The sequence below is a fragment of the Micromonospora sp. WMMC273 genome (assembly GCF_027460285.1).
In the GTDB taxonomy this organism is placed as follows: Bacteria; Actinomycetota; Actinomycetes; order Mycobacteriales; family Micromonosporaceae; genus Micromonospora; species Micromonospora aurantiaca.
On the sequence record NZ_JAPZBE010000001.1, the window covers coordinates 863,504 to 879,103 of the forward strand.

Below are 15,600 nucleotides of genomic sequence, written 5' to 3' on the forward strand. Positions count from 1 at the left end.
GAGCTCTATCGCGTGGCTGAGCGAAAGCCCATCGACGATGCGACACTGCCGCGGCCAACACCACCCCGGCCATCGGCGTAACGTAGGTGGGAACCCTTGCCGGTCGTCAACGGATTCAAAGGCTAGCCACGACGGTCAGCGAGCCGACCCGTCGCCGGACTCGGCGAGCCGCTTGAGGTTCAGCAACTGCCGGCGGGCCATCACCAGGTCGCCGAGGCATCCGCCGAGGGCGATCACCGGGTTCGTCCGCATCACCACCTTGAGCAGCAGGCGGGTGGTGTTCCCAGCGTCGGGCACCAGGACGTACGACAGAACCGCGCCCATGATCTCGCCGGTGAGGTGGTGTCCCGGCTCGACCGCGAGGATCCGGCCCCGACGCCGTCCGCCGGCAGTCGTGAACGCCTCGCCCACCACCGGCTCGGGAAGGTCCACCAACCGTTGCGGTGAGCGGCGGCCGAGGTTGTCGATCCAGTCGTACGAGTACGGCGCGAGCCGGATCTGGGCGACCCACCGCCACACGGCGGAAGGTGGCGCGTCCACGCTCACCCCGCGCCAGGCCCGCAGGTTGGGCGCGGGAACGACGTCGTCGCACGGATACCGGCGACGTGTCTCGTCGTCGGAGACACCCCACCGGTCACCCAGCATCGGCCCGCCCCAGCACCAGCGTGGTCCGCAGGTCGAGCACGACCGTGCCGCCGAAGTCGTCGACCAGCCGGTCGAGGGCGGCGATCCCACGTCGTTGCTGCTCCGGTGTGCGGGACAGGTACGGCCCGAACGTGCGCATCAGCGCCAGGTACCGCTCCTTGTCCAGCGGCAGCTCCCGCCGGAACACCTCGCGGCGTACGTCGTCGAACTGCCCGCTGTCGAGGATGTCCCGATGGAACCAGTCGACGGGCCGCTTCCGGACGGTGGGGTCGACGGATCGCAGTGCGGCCCGGACGGCGGCCTGCTGGTCGGCGTCGGCGTAGTCGTAGCGGTGCCCGAAGACGGCGAGCGTGCCGCCGGGTGCCAGGGCGCGCCGGGCCAGGGCGTTGCGGGTGGCCGGGTCCAGCCAGTGCCAGGCCATCGCGCAGGCGAGCACGTCCACCCCGCCGGTGGGCGGCGACCACCGCTCGAACGTCGTGGCCTCGATGCGCGCTTCCGGGAACCGCTCGGCCAGCCGGGCCGCCATCAGTGCGTCGGGCTCCACGCAGGTCAGTGGCGCGCCGAGGCGGGCCAGCACCTCGGTGCCCTTGCCGGTGCCCGCGCCGACCTCGACGACTGAGGCCGGTGCGCCGCCGTGGTAGGCGACTATCGACTCGGCGATCTCCGGGGGATATCCGGGCCGGGCGCGCTCGTACAGGTCGGCGACCGTACCGAAGACATTCATCACCAGCAGGATACGGCTCCGACCGGTCCCCGACAGACCGCGCGGAATCCGGCCCACCCGCTTCTACAGTCCGCACCATGAGGTGGACCCTGCGGCTGGTGGCGGCGCTCGGCGTACTCGTGACCGCTCTGGCGACCGGGGCGGCGAGCGGCGCCGCGGCGCCCGCCGACGGCGGCCTCGGCCTGGCCCTGCGGCCCGGCCAGGCCGACTACCGCGCCGGGGACCAGGTCCGCCTCGATCTCACCGTCACGAACACCACCGGGTCGGCGTGCGCGCTCGCCACCGGGCCCGTCGGCACCGTGCAGATCACGGGGGTACGCCGGGACGGGCGCGACGTCGAGCCGACGCTGGCCCGCAGCTTCTTCGAGGACGGGATCGGCGCCGCCACCACCGCCGGGCTCACCACTGTGGAGCCGGGAGCGACCGCTGCCGTGGGATTGACCGGGGTACGGCTGCGCGACGGCGAGGTCGTGCTCCGCTCGGTGGCCGCCACCCCGGACGGCGGTGGGCTGGACACGCTCTGGCCGGTCGGCGCACCCGGCCGGTACGAGGTGACCGCCGGCTACGTGACGCTGCCGGTCACCGGCGCGACGAACCCGTGCGCGGGCGCGACTGCGCTGCGGACCGCCACGTTCACCGTGTCCGACGACGGCGGGACCGGACGGCGCTGGCTCTGGCTCGTCGGCGGGGGAGCACTAGCGCTGCTCGTCGTCGCGCTGGTCGTGCTGCTGGTACGCCGACGACGCCGGCCGACAGCCGCCGCCGTGGCCCTGGTGCTGCTGGTGGCCGTCGGCGCGTACGTCGGCGGTGGTGCCCGGCCGGCGCGGGCCGACTACGGCGTCGACCCGACCGCCGGGGTGCCGGTCAGCGGCGTCGACTTCCAGGCGGCTGTCGACGGCTGCCTGGCCGGGTTCGCGCTACCCGGCGGCGACCCGTCCGGCCTGCTGCCCCGGCTGCGCGACAAGAAGAGTCCCCGGGTGCGGATCATCCCGACCACTGGTGGCTCCGGCGCGTTCGAGACGCCGGACAGCGCCGACGGCAAGGGCTCCTCGACCGTCACGTGGAACCCGACCTCCACCGACCCGTACGGCGACGGGGTGGCCCGCGACCCCTGCGCCGCGCTGTACCACGAGCTGAACCACGCCGACGACATCTCCCGCAACGCGGTGTCGCAGGGCGAGTGCGGCGGCACCGGCATCCGTACCGCTGAGGTGAAGGCGACGCTCGCGGAGAACCGCTACCGGGCGGCGAAGGGGCTGCCGCCGCGCACCGAGTACGACGGGAAGACGCTGCCGAAGAACCTCGACGAGTGCAAGAAGCCGGCCAAGAAGACGCCGCCGCCGAAGGGGCCGGTGAAGCTCTGCGAGGACGGCGTCGACTGCGGCGGCAGCAACGGCGACCCGCACCTGGTCACGTTCGACCGGGTCGCCTACGACTTCCAGGCGGTCGGCGAGTTCACGCTGGTGGCAGCCACCGGCGGCGACCCGCTGGAGGTGCAGGTCCGGCAGGCCCCGATGGCCGGCACGCGCACCGCCTCGGTCAACTCGGCCGTCGCGTTCCGGGTCGGCGCACACCGCGTCGCGCTCACCCTCACCGACGGCGGCACCCGGGTGCACGTCGACGGCGCGTCACCGGCCGCGCTGCCGGACCGCACCGACCTGGTCGGCGGCGGCATCCTCACCCGCCGTCCGTCGGACACCGGCCCCACCGACGGGTACGACGTGACGTGGCCGGACGGGTCCGCCGCGGCGGTGGACCAGATCGGCCGCTACGGCTACCGCGTGCTGGTCCGGCTCGCCGAGACCAGGGCCGGAAAGGTACGCGGACTGCTCGGCGACTTCGACGGCGACCCGGCCGACGACATCGCGCCCGCCTCCGGGGCGGCGCTGGCCCAGCCGGTGCCGTTCGCGAAGCTCTATCCCGCGTACGCGGACAGCTGGCGGATCACCAGGGACCGTTCGCTGCTGCACTACGACGACGGGCAGGACACCGGTACCTTCACCGACCGCGCGTTCCCGGAACGGGAGATCACCGTCGGCGACCTCGACCCGGCCCGGCGCGCGGCGGCCGAACAGGTCTGCCGCTGGGCCGGTGTCACCGCGCCCGCCCAGCTCACCGAATGCGTCTTCGACGTCGCGGTCAGCGGCCGACCCGAGTTCGCCGTGGCCGGCGCGAGCACCGAACGGGTCGCCCCACCGGCCGCCACCCCGATCACCGCCGTACCCGTCGCCACCGCCACGCTCACCCCCGGCGGCGCGCCGCTGACGTTCGCGGCGCGAGCCGGGGACGCCGTCTTCGTCGATGCCACCGCACCGGGGATCGGGGACCGCTGCTCGCCGTACGTGCTCACCGAACCGGACGGACGGGAGATCGCCAGCGGATGCAACATCAAGGGCACTGGGTACGTCGACCGCGTCGACCTCACCGCCACCGGCACGTACGCGCTGCGGGTCGTCGCCGCGCCAGGTGACACCGGCCGCGCCGCCGTGCGGGTGTACACGGCCCGGGACAGCGACGAGACGCTGCAACCGAACGGCCCGGCGGTCACCGCGACAGTCGCACAACCCGGCGCGCGGGCGCGTTACCGGTTCACCGGGCGCGCCGGCGAGCGCGTCTACGTGGAGGTGCCGACGAGCACGCTCACCGACCAGTGCTCCCCGCTGGAGCTACGGGACGCCGATGGGCGGCTGCTGCGCAGCGGCTGCGTGATCAACGGCGTCGGTGAGGTCGACGGCACGCCGCTGCCCGCCGACGGGACGTACACCGTGGTGGTCGACCCCACCGAACGCGGCACCGGCACGGCCACGCTGCGGGTGGTCACCAGCCGGGACCGGGAGGCGACGATCACCGTCGGCGGGCCGCCTGTCGTCGCCGTCGTGGACCGGCCCGGCGCGATCACCGGCTACCGGTTCACCGCTGCGGCCGGCACGTCCGTGACGGTGAGTGCGACCGCCTCCGATCTGCCGGACCAGTGCGGCGTGCTGGCGCTGCGCGCGCCCGACGGCAGCACCGTCGGCAGCGGCTGCGTGATCAACGGGGCCGGTGAACTCGGGCCGACCGTGGTGCCGGCGTCCGGGGCGTACACCCTGGTGGTGGACCCGTCCGGGGCCGCGACCGGGCAGGTCACGCTGGCGGTGCGGTGAGGCCGACCCTGGTTTTCGGTGGTGGCCGGCGGGCGTGCTAACGTCTCGTCCCGTTGTCAGCGAGCGCCGCTAGCTCAACTGGCAGAGCAGCGGACTCTTAATCCGCGGGTTCGGGGTTCGAGTCCCTGGCGGCGCACCAACGATCAAGGCTCTGACCTGGTGTTACGCACCGGGTCGGGGCCTTTTTCGCTTACGCGGGTGATGGGTGGTCGCTCGGAGGGTGCTCGGGAGCTGTTGGACCGGTCTGGCATGGGTGGGACTGAACGCGGGTCTCGTGTGCGTGCGGCGCGCACCGCTGGTTCTTTCCCGGGGTTGATGGGCCAGACGTGTCCGGGCGTTAGGCGAGAGCTTCCGGGGCGCGCCGCCGCCACCACGCGGTGAAGAGGGTTATTACCTGCGTCTTGATCTCGTCCGTGATGATCCCGTGCGCGTCGCCCATCAGCGGCCTGACGGCGTGCTTGTAGACCTCTGGGTGGTGTTCGACAGAGGGGCAGGTGAACATGGCCAGCATTCGGAGGGCGCGCAGGGTGTCTGTACCCATAAGGGGAAAGTGAGCTTCCAGTAGCCTCGCCAGGGCTGACCACACCTTGTCCACGACAAGGCGGATGACAGCGTCGGTCACCAGCCGGGGCAGTCCCGAATCGAACCGCTGCGACAGCACGCCGGTGATGAACTGCTTGGCGGTATCCGTGAGCAGGTCGACGGCCTTGTTGATCCTCTCGATCAACTGGATCAGGCCCACCAGCAGGCTGCACCACGTGTGATCGGCCAGGAGCCTCTTGACCTCCCTGGCGTCAGCCTTGTTCCGGACGAGGCTGTCTATGCCGGCTGAGATCTCGGGCCACGTGCTCTCCATGACCTCTCCGGCGACGGCGTCTATCCGGCCAGGGTCTGATGACGTCGATGATGGTTCAACATCGCGGGGCAACCGACCGTTGATCTTGGTTCGGTTGTCGGCGGCCCACAGGTAGTCGGCGATGTCCAGACGTGCAAGGTCAAAGTAGACCTGGCGGTTGTGGGCGTTAAAACCCCGACGTCCGGATCGTTGGTCCGCTTCTGCCTCTTCCTTGAGTTCGCGCCGCCGGTCGTCGCGCTTCTCTGGCTGGTCGGCGGCTAGGCTCGTCCATCCTTGCCAGCCGTGTTGCGAGCCCCCGCAGCCTGAACACTTGCAGCCTGGCCTTTGAGCGTTTGCGCAGTTAGCCCTGTGGGTGTTAGTCATCATCCGCGAGTCACCGCCCGGTCCGTTGTGCTCAACGTGACTAGCCGGTGACCCTACGTTAATGCAACGATGGTTGCCAATGTATGTGCGAACGGGTCGGGGCAGCTCGACTTTCAGCCTCAACCTTCTGCGGGCGTTCTGCCTGTTGGGAGCCTATAGATCCGCTCCTTCGGCTGGGCTATGACGGATTATTGATAGACCACTCTTCCCTCATTTGCATTCACTTGCTTCGCTTGCGCAGGCCGATGGCCAAGGCTCGGGCTGGACAGGTTGTGGTGCTCCGGAGCCTGCGCTGATTCCATGAGGGGACACCCTGGGAGCTCATCGTGGGTCTTTCGGATGCCACCCCGAGCGTCGACTCTGGTTGGGCTGTCGACTCGACGCCATTGACTTGATGTGATGGCGCGGATGCGCTGTGCTGTCAGGTGGTCGTCGTCCGATCGGAGGTGATCGTGGCCGCGCAGGTGGATCCCGAGTGGTGGAGTTCGGGGCTGTGGAACGGCCGACCGATCAGTGAGTTCCTGCGACAACGCGACATCACTGCGGTCTTCCGCTTTCTTCACGCCAGAGGCGTGTCCTACGGCAGGATCGCGGCTCTCGTTGGCCTCTCGCCCCACCGCGCTACTGAGATCGCCAAGGGCGTCCGGCAGGTCACGGCGTACGAGGTGCTGGAACGGATCGCCGTGGGTCTGCACATTCCGCGTCCGGCCATGGGGCTCGGCCGCGACGAGGACAGCGCCATGCCGGTTGACTCCAGCATCGAGACCGTGGCCGGTGGAGCGGGTCGATCGCCTGCCCGAATGAGGAGCAGCGAGGTCGGAGGCCTGGTCAGACTCCGTCTGGGACTGGACGAGGCTCTGGCGGCGTCGAGTGTCGCCCCTCGGCAGCTTGAGCTGATCGAGCAAAGCGCCGGCGAGCACCTGCGGGTCTATCCCTCAGCTTCGCCGCAGACGATGCTGTCACTGCTGGCGGCCGACTGCCGAGAGGTGCAGGTGCTATCGCTTCGGCGCCAGCCGGCGGCGGTCCAGGCCCGGCTATCGGCGGTGGCGGCTCTGTTGGCGACGATGTGCGCTGACGCGTTGATGAGGCTCGGGGATGTCGCCGAGGCTCGACGGTGGTACGGCACAGCGATCCACGCGGCGGACGACAGCGGGGAGGCTCGGTTCCGGGTGCTCGTGCGCGCCCAGGCGGCGATGCTGCCGTACTACTTCGGGGATCCCGCCCAGACCGTCGCTCTGGCTGATGCGGCTCTGGCGGCCACGTCGGTCGCGTCGTCGTCGGGTGCCCTGGCGGCTGCGGGCCGAGCTCGTGCCCTGGCCAGAATCGGTGCCACCGAGCAGGCGCGATCGGCCGTCGATCAGGCACGCCGGCTGTTCGATCAGGCCGGCGACGAGGACACCGACGTGGCGTTCAGGTTCCCGGCGAAGCGGCTGCTGCTCTACCTCTCAGGCGCGTACACCTGGCTCGGTGACACGGTGAAGGCGTACCGGGTTCAGGACGAGGCATTGCGGCTCTATGGCACGGCTCCGGCCGTACCGATCGACGTGGCGCTCATCGCCCTGGACCGGTCCATGTGCCTCGCGCGGGACCGGCGGGCGACCGAGGCGGCGGCGACCGCGCGTGACGCCGTCGTGGACCTGCCCGAGGCGCAGCGGACGGAGATCATTCTGACCCGCGCGACCGACGTAGCCACGGCGATCCCCGAAGAGAGCCAGCGGGGTGAGGTCGCCACCTTGACGGACTACATACGGGCCTGCCGCGAGCGCGCCCGTAGGCTGGGGGCCACAGCCGCACTCGGTCCCTAGGAGCCCCATGTTCGTCGAGGCGCGCACCCGACCGGTGCTCGCCGAGGTATGTCGTCTCCTCGGCTACGCCGACTCGAACGCGGCTCTGCTGCGGCACCACACCAACGCCGTCTACGCCGTCGGGGACGTCGTCATCAAGATCGCCCCTGGCGACCAGCACCTGGACCGGGTGCGCGCGATGGTGGCCGTGGTCGACTGGCTGGTGGACCGAGATTTCCCCACGGTCGGCCTTCACCCGAGCCTGTCCCAGCCGTTGGAGGTGGGCGGGCACGCCGTCACTGTCTGGCAGCGTCTGGACCCCGCACACGACCATCCCATCACCGTCTCCGAGCTCGGAAGCCTTCTCCGGGATCTGCATTCCCTGCCTGTTCCGCAGCTGCCATTGCCCGTGCTGCGGCCGATCCATGGCATCGAGCTATCCGTGACCCGTTCGGAGATCCTGAACGGCAAGGAACAGGATCTGCTGCTGGGCCGGCTCGAGACGCTGGCCGCCGGCTGGGAGGCGATGCGGTTTCCCCGTGGCACGAGCCTGATCCAGTCAGATCCGCAGATTCGCAACGCGCTCCGGCGTTTCGACGGCACGCCCGTACTCGCCGACTGGGACGGCGCCGCCCTTGGGCCCCGCGAGTGGGACATCGCCACGGTCGCTGTCCACTGCCGCCGGTTCGATCCGCCCGGCTCCGATGCCTTCGCCGGCTTCACCGCCGCCTACGGCTGGGATGCCACCTGCTGGCCGGGGTTCGAGGAGCTGTGCCAGCTTCGCGAGCTGCAGATGATCGCTACCAACGCCCGAAAGTCCCGCCCCGGGACCGAGGCCGCCGACGAGGTGCACCACCGGATTGCAGGACTTGTCCACGGCGGGCCGGAACTCCGCCGCTGGCACATCCTCTGAAATGAATCTCGTAAGGACGGCGTAGTACCGCCTGTCTTCCTCGCATCGGTCGGGGCCGACCACAGTGAGGCCCACCGTGGCCCACCACGCTGGGTCTGTCTCGGGCCCGTGCCGCCCGCGATCGTGGACGTCAGGAACACGTCGGCGGAACGGTCCAGGACGATCCGGATCCCATGGCGTCGGCGGGTCAGCGGCAATGTCACGCCAGGGAGCCCTAGATGGACGTGTCGATCGGCGACAGGTCGGAATGCGACCCGACGCACCGGCAAGTGCTCGCGCCGGACACTCCGTCGACCGTACGGATGAATCCCCGTTCGCGTACCGCCATGAGGGCTGCGCGGGTGGGTGATCGGCGGTCTGCTCCCAGCCGCCGTGGTGCGGCGGCGGGCTCGCCCTTCCCCCGGCGGGCCCGCCGCTCATCGCTGCTGGTGGGGGTGACGGCATGACGGTCTACGTCTCGCGTAACGCCATGACCGGCCAGTCTCGGCGCCCCGAGCCTAGGGGGACGGCCTCGGCGGGGCAGGTGTGGCCCGTTGATCCGCCGCTGCTCACCTTCGTGTGGCGTCGGCTGTTCGAGCAGCAGGCCCGCGAGGGCGGTCGCCGGTGACCGGGCAGCAGCGCCGTCCCGCAGTGAACCGGCTCGTACCCGCCGAGGTGGAACATCTGCCGACGCGCCCGCTGTGGCTGTGCCGCCGATGCGGGCAGCCGTGGCCCTGCGGCGCAGCGAAGCTCGCGCTCCTGGCCGAGTACCGAGAAGTGCCGGTGAGCCTGTTCCTCTACCTGGCCGGCTGCCTGCACGACGCGATCGACGACCTGCACCGGCTCAACCCGAGCGTCACGGGCAGCGCCGCCGACATGTTCGACCGGTTCCTCGGCTGGCCGGCCCGCCACGCTTCCGCCTATCGGGTCAGCACCACCACGGCCAGCATCGACGAGGAGGCCACCTCGTGAACGGCCTCGGCCTCATCAACGCCACTGGCCAACCGGCGGTCTCCGGCAGCTTCCACACCCTGGTCGTGCAGCCGACGAGCTACTGCAACCTCGACTGCACCTACTGCTACCTGCCCGACCGGAAATCCCGGCGCATGATGAGCGGCGCGGTCGCGCAGGCCTGCGCCGAATCGATCGCCCTGCAGAACAGCGGTCATCCCGTGAGTGTCGTGTGGCACGGGGGCGAACCCACCGCCACACCCATCGGGCTGTTCCGGGAGCTGCTGGCCCCGTTCGAGGAGCTGCGGCGCGCGGGCATGGTGCGTCACGAGATCCAGACGAACGCGACGCTGATCAACCGACAGTGGTGCGAGCTGTTCACCGCCTACGGGTTCGAGGTCGGGGTCAGCATCGACGGGCCGGGCGCGTTGAACCGGAACCGCCTCGACCGGGCCGGCAACCCGACGGACGCCCGAACCCTGCGCGGCATGCAGACCCTGGCCGACGCAGGGGTGCCGTACTCGGTGATCTGTGTGGTCACCCCGGAAACTATCGACCACGCGGAAGCCCTCGTCGACTTCTTCACCGGCCTGCCCAGCTGCGAGTCCGTGGGCTTCAACATCGAAGAGCAGGAGGGCGCCGACCGGGCACCGGTCTCGGAGGATGCCGCGTACCGGTTCTGGCAGCACCTCATCGCACGTCGCGTCGGCGGCAGCCCGCTGCGGATCCGCGACGTGGACCGGCTGGCCGACTACCTCGCCGCCACCCGCGCCGGACACGTCGACCACGCCCCGTACGAGCCGATCCCGACCGTCTCTTGGGATGGGCAGGTAGTGCTGCTGTCACCGGAGCTGCTCGGCATCACCGAGCCGCGATACGGCGACTTCATTGTCGGCAACGTTCTCCATCAGCCCATCACCGCCATGCTCGCCCGCGCCGGCGACCTGGACTACGTCGCCGAGTTCGTCACGGCCCTCAACGACTGCGCCGACCACTGCGACTTCTACGACTTCTGCCGCGGCGCCCAGGCCGGCAACCGCTACTTCGAGCACGCGACGTTCACCGCCCGTGAGACGACCTACTGCCGGACCGCCCGACAGGCCCTCGTCAGAGCCGCCGCGGACCACCTCACCCCTCAAGGAGGAGCACCATGACCAACGCACTCGCGACCCTCGTCAACGCCGCACCCGAGCAACTCGCCCGCCTCGGCGTCGACCCGCAGCGGTCGGTAGCGTCGATCGACGCGGCGAGGTTCGACAACCGCCCCACCTGGGACAACCGCGGAAAGTTCGACAGTCGACCCGGCTGGGACAACTGGAACAAGAAGAAGTAGCCGCCCCACGCGGGGTGGCGTGCCCACCCCGCACCCACACAGGTTGAGGACACATGCGCACCACCACGATCGGCGACGTGAAGGTCCTGTTGCCAGACCTCGAACCGGACGACCTCGACACCACCACAGACCTCGCCGACGGCCTCACCGAGGCACTCGTCAATGGCGCGGCGTGGCGCGGCTCGCACCTTGAGGACGCCAGTATCCGCAGCAGTCTGATCACCGGCGTAGACCTGAGCGAGAGCACCTGGGAAGCCGGCAGCCTCTACGGCTGCGAGATCACCCGCACCGACTTCTCCGGCGCGACCCTGACCGGCATCACCATCGAACGCTGCGCGATCACCGGCTCCCGGTTCACCGGCACCAGACTCACCGACGTACGCCTCAAGGATGTTCTGTTCGACGGCTGCCGCTTCGACTACGCCACACTTCAGCGCGTCACCGCCGCCGGCTCGGTCGCGTTCACCGACTGCGCTCTCACCAACGGCGCGTGGTCTTCCTGCCGACTACCGCGGATCGCGCTGCGGTCATGTGATCTTGCCGGTCTGGAACTGGATTCCTGCCTCCTCGACGGGGCCGACCTGCGGGGCAGCCGGCTCCACGGCCTCAAGGCGCCGCTGGACAACCTGCGCGGTGTCACGCTCGGCGAGGACCAACTTCCTGACCTCACCCAGCTGACCATCGCCGCCTTCAACCTCGCCGTCCGCAAAGACTGATGACGAAAGCCAGGGTCCGGCTACTCCGTACCAGGGCCTTTTCGTCGTGGCCGCTCGCCGGCGGCAGCCTGGGCAGACCCCGGACCCATCGACGGCCGGGCGGAATAGATCATATTCTGACCCGTCGAAGGAGGCCGTCGTGTCCGCCACCCGGAGCGTGCTCACCCCGGCCACGTCGGCCGGTCCAACCGGCCTGCGCCCCCGCACCTGGACCGCGCTGATCGTGCTCGGGCTCGTCGGGCAGATGGCCTGGACCATCGAGAACATCTACCTGAATCTGTTCGTGTACGACACGATCACCGACGATCCCAACGCGATCGCCACGATGGTCGCCGCCAGCGCCGTCACCGCCACCGTCGCCACCCTGCTGCTCGGTGCCCTCTCCGACCGGACCGGCCGGCGCCGGTCGTTCATCGCCGGCGGCTACCTGCTGTGGGGCGTCTCCACTGCCGCCTTCGGTTTCCTGACAGTGGGGTTCGTGGAGGACATCGCGCCCGTGGCGAACGTCGTGCTGGTCACGGCGATCGCGGTCATCACGCTGGACTGTCTGATGTCCTTCCTCGGCTCGGGGGCGAACGACGCGGCGTTCCAGGCGTGGGTCACCGACGTGACCGAGCCGGCGAACCGCGGCCGGGTCGAGTCGGTGCTCGCCGTCATGCCGCTGGTCTCGATGCTGGTCATCTTCGGCGGGTTCGACGGGCTGGCCCGCACCGGGAACTGGCAACTGTTCTTCGTGGTCATCGGCGCGCTCATGGCCGTGGCCGGTTTGCTGGCCTGGTTCCTGGTCGAGGACAGCCCGTCACTCGTGCGGCACGAGGGCGGCTACCTGCGCGCCGTCGTCCACGGTCTGCGCCCGGCCGCCGTCCGGGCCAACCCGGGGCTCTACCTCGCCCTCGCCGCCTGGTCGATCTGGGGGATCTCCACCCAGGTGTTCCTGCCGTATCTGATCATCTACCTGCAGCGGTATCTGCGGATCGAGGGGTACGCGATAGTCCTGGCCGTCGTCCTCGTCACGGCGTCGGCGGTGAGCGTGGTCGGCGGGCGGCTCATCGACCGCGTCGGCAAGGTGCGCTTCCTGCTGCCGGCAGTAGTGGTCTATGGCACCGGGCTGGCGCTGATGTTCTTCGCCCGCGGCATGGTGCCCGTGATCGCCGCCGGGATCGTGATGATGTCGGGCTTCATGCTCGTGCTCGCCCCGATCGGTGCCATCGTGCGCGACTACTCACCGCCGGACCGGGCCGGCCATGTCCAGGGGCTGCGGATGGTCTTCGCCATCCTCGTCCCGATGCTCGTCGGTCCGTACCTCGGCGCCGCCGTGATCACCGGCGCCGGCGAGGTCTACGAGGATCTCGGCGTGGTGAAGCAGGTTCCGACGCCGGGCATCTTCCTCATGGCGCTCGCAGTGCTGGTCCTCATTTCGGTGCCGGCCGTGGCGCTGCGGCGGCGGGAGCAGGAGGCTCGGGCATGACGCTGCTGACGACGTGGGGTGCCACGCTCGACGCGGAGCGTGTCCTGCCCGAGTATCCCCGCCCGCAGTTCGCCCGGGACAGTCATCTCAACCTCAACGGCCGGTGGGAGTACGCGATCACCGGTTCGTCCACCGAGCCGGAACGCTACGACGGCCGGATCCTCGTGCCGTTCTCTCCGGAGTCCGCGCTCTCCGGCGTCGGGCGGCAGCTCCAACCGGGCGAGACGCTCTGGTACCGCCGTCCGCTGACCCTCCCGGCGGGCTTTCACGCTGCCGGTTCGCGCCTGTTGCTGCACTTCGGCGCGGTCGACCAGACCTGCCGGGTCTACCTGAACGATGTTCCGGTCGGCGGCCACACCGGCGGGTATCTGCCGTTCACCTGCGACATCACCGACGCGCTCCGCGAGGACGCCAACGTCCTGGTCGTGGCGGTCCAGGACGACAGCGACACCGGCCACCACTCCCGGGGCAAGCAGCGGCTGCGCCGCGGCGGCATCTGGTACACCGCCCAGTCCGGGATCTGGCAGACGGTGTGGGCCGAGAGCGTGCCCGCCGTACACCTGCGGAGCCTCACCCTGACCCCGCTCCTCGACGAGCGGTGCGTCGAGGTGACGGCGCACGCGACGGCGGATGCCGGCGACGCCGGCATCCGGATCCTGGCCGACGGGGTCGCGGTGGCCGAGGCCACCGCGCCCGTCGGCGTAGCGGTGCGCATCCCGATCCCCGAGGTACGGCAGTGGAGCCCCGAGGATCCGTTCCTCTACGACGTGACCGCCGAGTTGGGCGCGGACCGGGTACGCAGCTATTTCGGCATGCGCTCGTTCGGTGTCGGACCGGACCCCGACGGCGTGCCCCGGCTGCTGCTCAACGGCCGGCCGTACTTCCACGCCGGGATCCTCGATCAGGGCTACTGGTCGGACGGCATGTACACGGCGCCCTCCGACGAGGCGATGATCGCCGACATCGCCACCATGAAGCGGCTCGGGTTCACCATGCTGCGCAAGCACATCAAGATCGAGCCGCTGCGCTGGTACCACCACTGCGACCGGCTGGGGATGCTGGTCTGGCAGGACATGGTAAACGGCGGCAGCAGTTACCACCCGCTGGTCGTCACCGCGCCGGCGGTGACGCCGCTGCGGCTGCCCGACCGGGGCCGGTGGCGGCGCTGGTTCGGCCGTGCCGACGCCGGCGGACGGGCCCGGTTCCGGGCCGAGCTGCGCGACACCGTCGAGCATCTGCGCAACGTGGTGAGCCTCGCCGTGTGGGTGCCCTTCAACGAGGGCTGGGGGCAGTTCGACGCGGCCCGGATCGCCCGCGACGTCGCCGAACTCGACAGCACCCGTACTGTCGACCACGCCAGCGGCTGGCACGACCAGGGCGGCGGTGACCTGCGCAGCCTGCACGTCTATTTCCGCCGCTTCCGGGTGCCGCGGCGACGCGGCGACCGGCGGGTGCTGGTGCTGTCGGAGTACGGCGGCTACAACCTGCGCGTCGACGGGCACGCCTTCAGCCGCAAGGATTTCGGCTATCGGCGGTGCCGGAGCGCCGAGGAACTGGCGGAGGCGTTCACGCGGCTGCACCACGAGCAGATCGTGCCCGCGATCCGGACCGGTCTGAGCGCGACCGTCTACACCCAGCTGTCCGACGTGGAGGACGAGCTGAACGGCTTGCTCACGTACGACCGGCGCGTGGTCAAGCTTCCCGAGGAGGTGGTCCGGCAGGTCAACGAGCGGCTGCGTCACCAGCGGTTCTGAGCTTCCTCCGCCCAGCCGGCCAGGCCGTCCACCGCCACCCGTTCGCCGTCGTCCGCCTGGACCCAGCCGGAGAAGTGCCCGAAGCACTGGTGGGTCTCGCTCGCCACGACGCCGAGGTTGGTGCGGGAGATCTTCTCGTGGAACGGGTGGAACTCCACAGCGACCCGATCACCGCTGATCCGCCACGGCCGCAGCCAGTCGTGGCGGTCGTAGCTCCACTGCAGTTCGGCGCCGAGCTTGTGCAGCCGGCCGCCGAGAAACAGCGCGTTCTCGGTCGAGCCGGTGCCGTCGGTCCACTTGCCGCCGAGCTGGATCGACACGTCCGATCCACTGCCCGCCGCCCAGTTCCAGGTGATCGCGTACGGCCACTTGCCCCGGCCGTGGTCGAGCACGGCGAACGAGTCCCGCTCGTCCACGGCGTGCGTCGTGCCGTCGACCCGTAGCGAGCCGCGCACCGGCCGCCCGACGTCCTTGACCGTGTACTGGAACCGGCGCGGGCTCCACGGGACCACGACGCCGAGCGACTCGTGGCCGGGCGGGAGCGGCACCACGAGGTCGATCTCGATGCCCGGCGCGGTGGCACGGATCGTGCTGCCCTCGCCTGTCTGGTCGATGTCGATCGACAGGCCGCTCCCACGGGCGCTCACGGTGCCCGCTCCGCTGACCGGCGGCAGCACGGCGCCACGGGCGAACGGGACCACGACGTCCTTGCCGGTCTCGACCTTCGTGGCGCGGTCGAGCACGTAGACACCGTGCACCCCGGCGTAGTCCAGCGACGACGCGACGAGACCGACGATGTGGGTGGGCGTCACGATCCCCCAGTACTCCCAGCGCTTGGCCCTTCCCCAGCCGCGCAGGTTCGCCCGGTGCAGCGGCCGGCGGGTCCAGCCGACCGCGGCGGAGTTGAGCCGCCCGTCCGGCAGGCACAGGTCGACCGGCTCGACGATCTCCTTCTCGTGCGTCATCGGGGG

14 protein-coding genes and 1 tRNA gene are annotated in these 15,600 nt (G+C 70.3%); 11 read left to right on the forward strand and 4 right to left on the reverse strand.

Annotated elements, in window-relative coordinates:
* Nucleotides 1-135 precede the first annotated feature (135 nt).
* The gene (locus tag O7611_RS04215) at nucleotides 136-645 is read right to left on the reverse strand and encodes an SRPBCC family protein (protein ID WP_194799582.1); all 510 of its coding nucleotides are present in this window, start codon (nucleotides 643-645) and stop codon (nucleotides 136-138) included.
* Nucleotides 635-1,369 (reverse strand): class I SAM-dependent methyltransferase, encoded by a 735-nt coding sequence (locus tag O7611_RS04220; protein ID WP_194799583.1) that lies wholly within the window; start codon nucleotides 1,367-1,369, stop codon nucleotides 635-637. Before O7611_RS04220 ends, O7611_RS04215 begins: the two co-directional genes overlap by 11 nt.
* 77 nt (nucleotides 1,370-1,446) lie before the next feature.
* On the opposite strand from O7611_RS04220, the gene O7611_RS04225 reads away from it, so the two are divergent.
* A complete protein-coding gene (locus tag O7611_RS04225) occupies nucleotides 1,447-4,512 on the forward strand; it encodes a VWD domain-containing protein (RefSeq protein ID WP_269696249.1) in 3,066 nt (1,021 codons plus the stop codon).
* Nucleotides 4,513-4,575: 63 nt separating this feature from the next.
* Nucleotides 4,576-4,651 (forward strand) — tRNA-Lys (locus O7611_RS04230).
* A 198-nt stretch (nucleotides 4,652-4,849) separates the two neighbouring features.
* Here O7611_RS04230 and O7611_RS04235 read toward each other — a convergent pair.
* A complete protein-coding gene (locus O7611_RS04235; protein WP_269696250.1) occupies nucleotides 4,850-5,734 on the reverse strand; it encodes a hypothetical protein in 885 nt (294 codons plus the stop codon).
* 422 nt (nucleotides 5,735-6,156) lie between these two features.
* Here O7611_RS04235 and O7611_RS04240 point away from each other — a divergent pair, with 422 nt between their 5' ends.
* The 9 genes from O7611_RS04240 (at nucleotide 6,157) to O7611_RS04280 (ending at nucleotide 14,629) form a co-directional block, all read left to right on the forward strand.
* Complete coding sequence (locus O7611_RS04240) at nucleotides 6,157-7,536, forward strand: hypothetical protein (RefSeq protein ID WP_442929325.1); 1,380 nt, start codon at nucleotides 6,157-6,159, stop codon at nucleotides 7,534-7,536.
* Nucleotides 7,537-7,543: 7 nt separating this feature from the next.
* A complete protein-coding gene (locus O7611_RS04245; protein WP_194799587.1) occupies nucleotides 7,544-8,428 on the forward strand; it encodes a phosphotransferase in 885 nt (294 codons plus the stop codon).
* A 442-nt stretch (nucleotides 8,429-8,870) separates the two neighbouring features.
* Complete coding sequence (gene amcA, locus O7611_RS04250) at nucleotides 8,871-9,035, forward strand: multiple cyclophane-containing RiPP AmcA (RefSeq protein WP_194799588.1); 165 nt, start codon at nucleotides 8,871-8,873, stop codon at nucleotides 9,033-9,035.
* Complete coding sequence (locus tag O7611_RS04255) at nucleotides 9,032-9,379, forward strand: hypothetical protein (protein WP_194799589.1); 348 nt, start codon at nucleotides 9,032-9,034, stop codon at nucleotides 9,377-9,379. Before amcA (O7611_RS04250) ends, O7611_RS04255 begins: the two co-directional genes overlap by 4 nt.
* Nucleotides 9,376-10,512 (forward strand): cyclophane-forming radical SAM peptide maturase AmcB, encoded by a 1,137-nt coding sequence (amcB, locus tag O7611_RS04260; RefSeq protein ID WP_269696252.1) that lies wholly within the window; start codon nucleotides 9,376-9,378, stop codon nucleotides 10,510-10,512. The genes O7611_RS04255 and amcB overlap by 4 nt, the downstream gene beginning before the upstream one ends.
* On the forward strand, nucleotides 10,509-10,691 hold the full coding sequence (gene amcA / locus O7611_RS04265) for a multiple cyclophane-containing RiPP AmcA (protein WP_194799591.1): 183 nt from the start codon (nucleotides 10,509-10,511) through the stop codon (nucleotides 10,689-10,691). Before amcB ends, amcA (O7611_RS04265) begins: the two co-directional genes overlap by 4 nt.
* Nucleotides 10,692-10,744: 53 nt before the next feature.
* A complete protein-coding gene (locus O7611_RS04270; RefSeq protein ID WP_194799592.1) occupies nucleotides 10,745-11,407 on the forward strand; it encodes a pentapeptide repeat-containing protein in 663 nt (220 codons plus the stop codon).
* A gap of 139 nt (nucleotides 11,408-11,546) precedes the next feature.
* Nucleotides 11,547-12,875 carry an MFS transporter gene (locus tag O7611_RS04275; RefSeq protein ID WP_194799593.1) on the forward strand — a complete coding sequence of 443 codons (1,329 nt, stop codon included), beginning with the start codon at nucleotides 11,547-11,549 and terminating at the stop codon, nucleotides 12,873-12,875.
* Nucleotides 12,872-14,629 (forward strand): glycoside hydrolase family 2 protein, encoded by a 1,758-nt coding sequence (locus tag O7611_RS04280; RefSeq protein WP_269696253.1) that lies wholly within the window; start codon nucleotides 12,872-12,874, stop codon nucleotides 14,627-14,629. Before O7611_RS04275 ends, O7611_RS04280 begins: the two co-directional genes overlap by 4 nt.
* Here the strand turns inward: O7611_RS04280 and O7611_RS04285 are convergent.
* Nucleotides 14,614-15,594: a DUF2804 domain-containing protein gene (locus O7611_RS04285; RefSeq protein WP_194799595.1), complete on the reverse strand. Its 981-nt coding sequence runs from the start codon at nucleotides 15,592-15,594 to the stop codon at nucleotides 14,614-14,616. The two genes, O7611_RS04280 and O7611_RS04285, sit on opposite strands and share 16 nt — an antisense overlap.
* Nucleotides 15,595-15,600 lie beyond the last annotated feature (6 nt).

What these genes read in the sequence shown, in the direction of transcription:
- O7611_RS04215 (WP_194799582.1), bottom strand. Translation starts at nt 645, where the DNA reads ATGCTGGGTGACCGGTGGGGTGTCTCCGACGACGAGACACGTCGCCGG.
- O7611_RS04220 (WP_194799583.1), bottom strand. Translation starts at nt 1,369, where the DNA reads ATGAATGTCTTCGGTACGGTCGCCGACCTGTACGAGCGCGCCCGGCCC.
- O7611_RS04225 (WP_269696249.1), top strand. Translation starts at nt 1,447, where the DNA reads ATGAGGTGGACCCTGCGGCTGGTGGCGGCGCTCGGCGTACTCGTGACC.
- O7611_RS04235 (WP_269696250.1), bottom strand. Translation starts at nt 5,734, where the DNA reads ATGATGACTAACACCCACAGGGCTAACTGCGCAAACGCTCAAAGGCCA.
- O7611_RS04245 (WP_194799587.1), top strand. Translation starts at nt 7,544, where the DNA reads ATGTTCGTCGAGGCGCGCACCCGACCGGTGCTCGCCGAGGTATGTCGT.
- amcA (WP_194799588.1), top strand. Translation starts at nt 8,871, where the DNA reads ATGACGGTCTACGTCTCGCGTAACGCCATGACCGGCCAGTCTCGGCGC.
- amcA (WP_194799591.1), top strand. Translation starts at nt 10,509, where the DNA reads ATGACCAACGCACTCGCGACCCTCGTCAACGCCGCACCCGAGCAACTC.
- O7611_RS04270 (WP_194799592.1), top strand. Translation starts at nt 10,745, where the DNA reads ATGCGCACCACCACGATCGGCGACGTGAAGGTCCTGTTGCCAGACCTC.
- O7611_RS04280 (WP_269696253.1), top strand. Translation starts at nt 12,872, where the DNA reads ATGACGCTGCTGACGACGTGGGGTGCCACGCTCGACGCGGAGCGTGTC.
- O7611_RS04285 (WP_194799595.1), bottom strand. Translation starts at nt 15,594, where the DNA reads ATGACGCACGAGAAGGAGATCGTCGAGCCGGTCGACCTGTGCCTGCCG.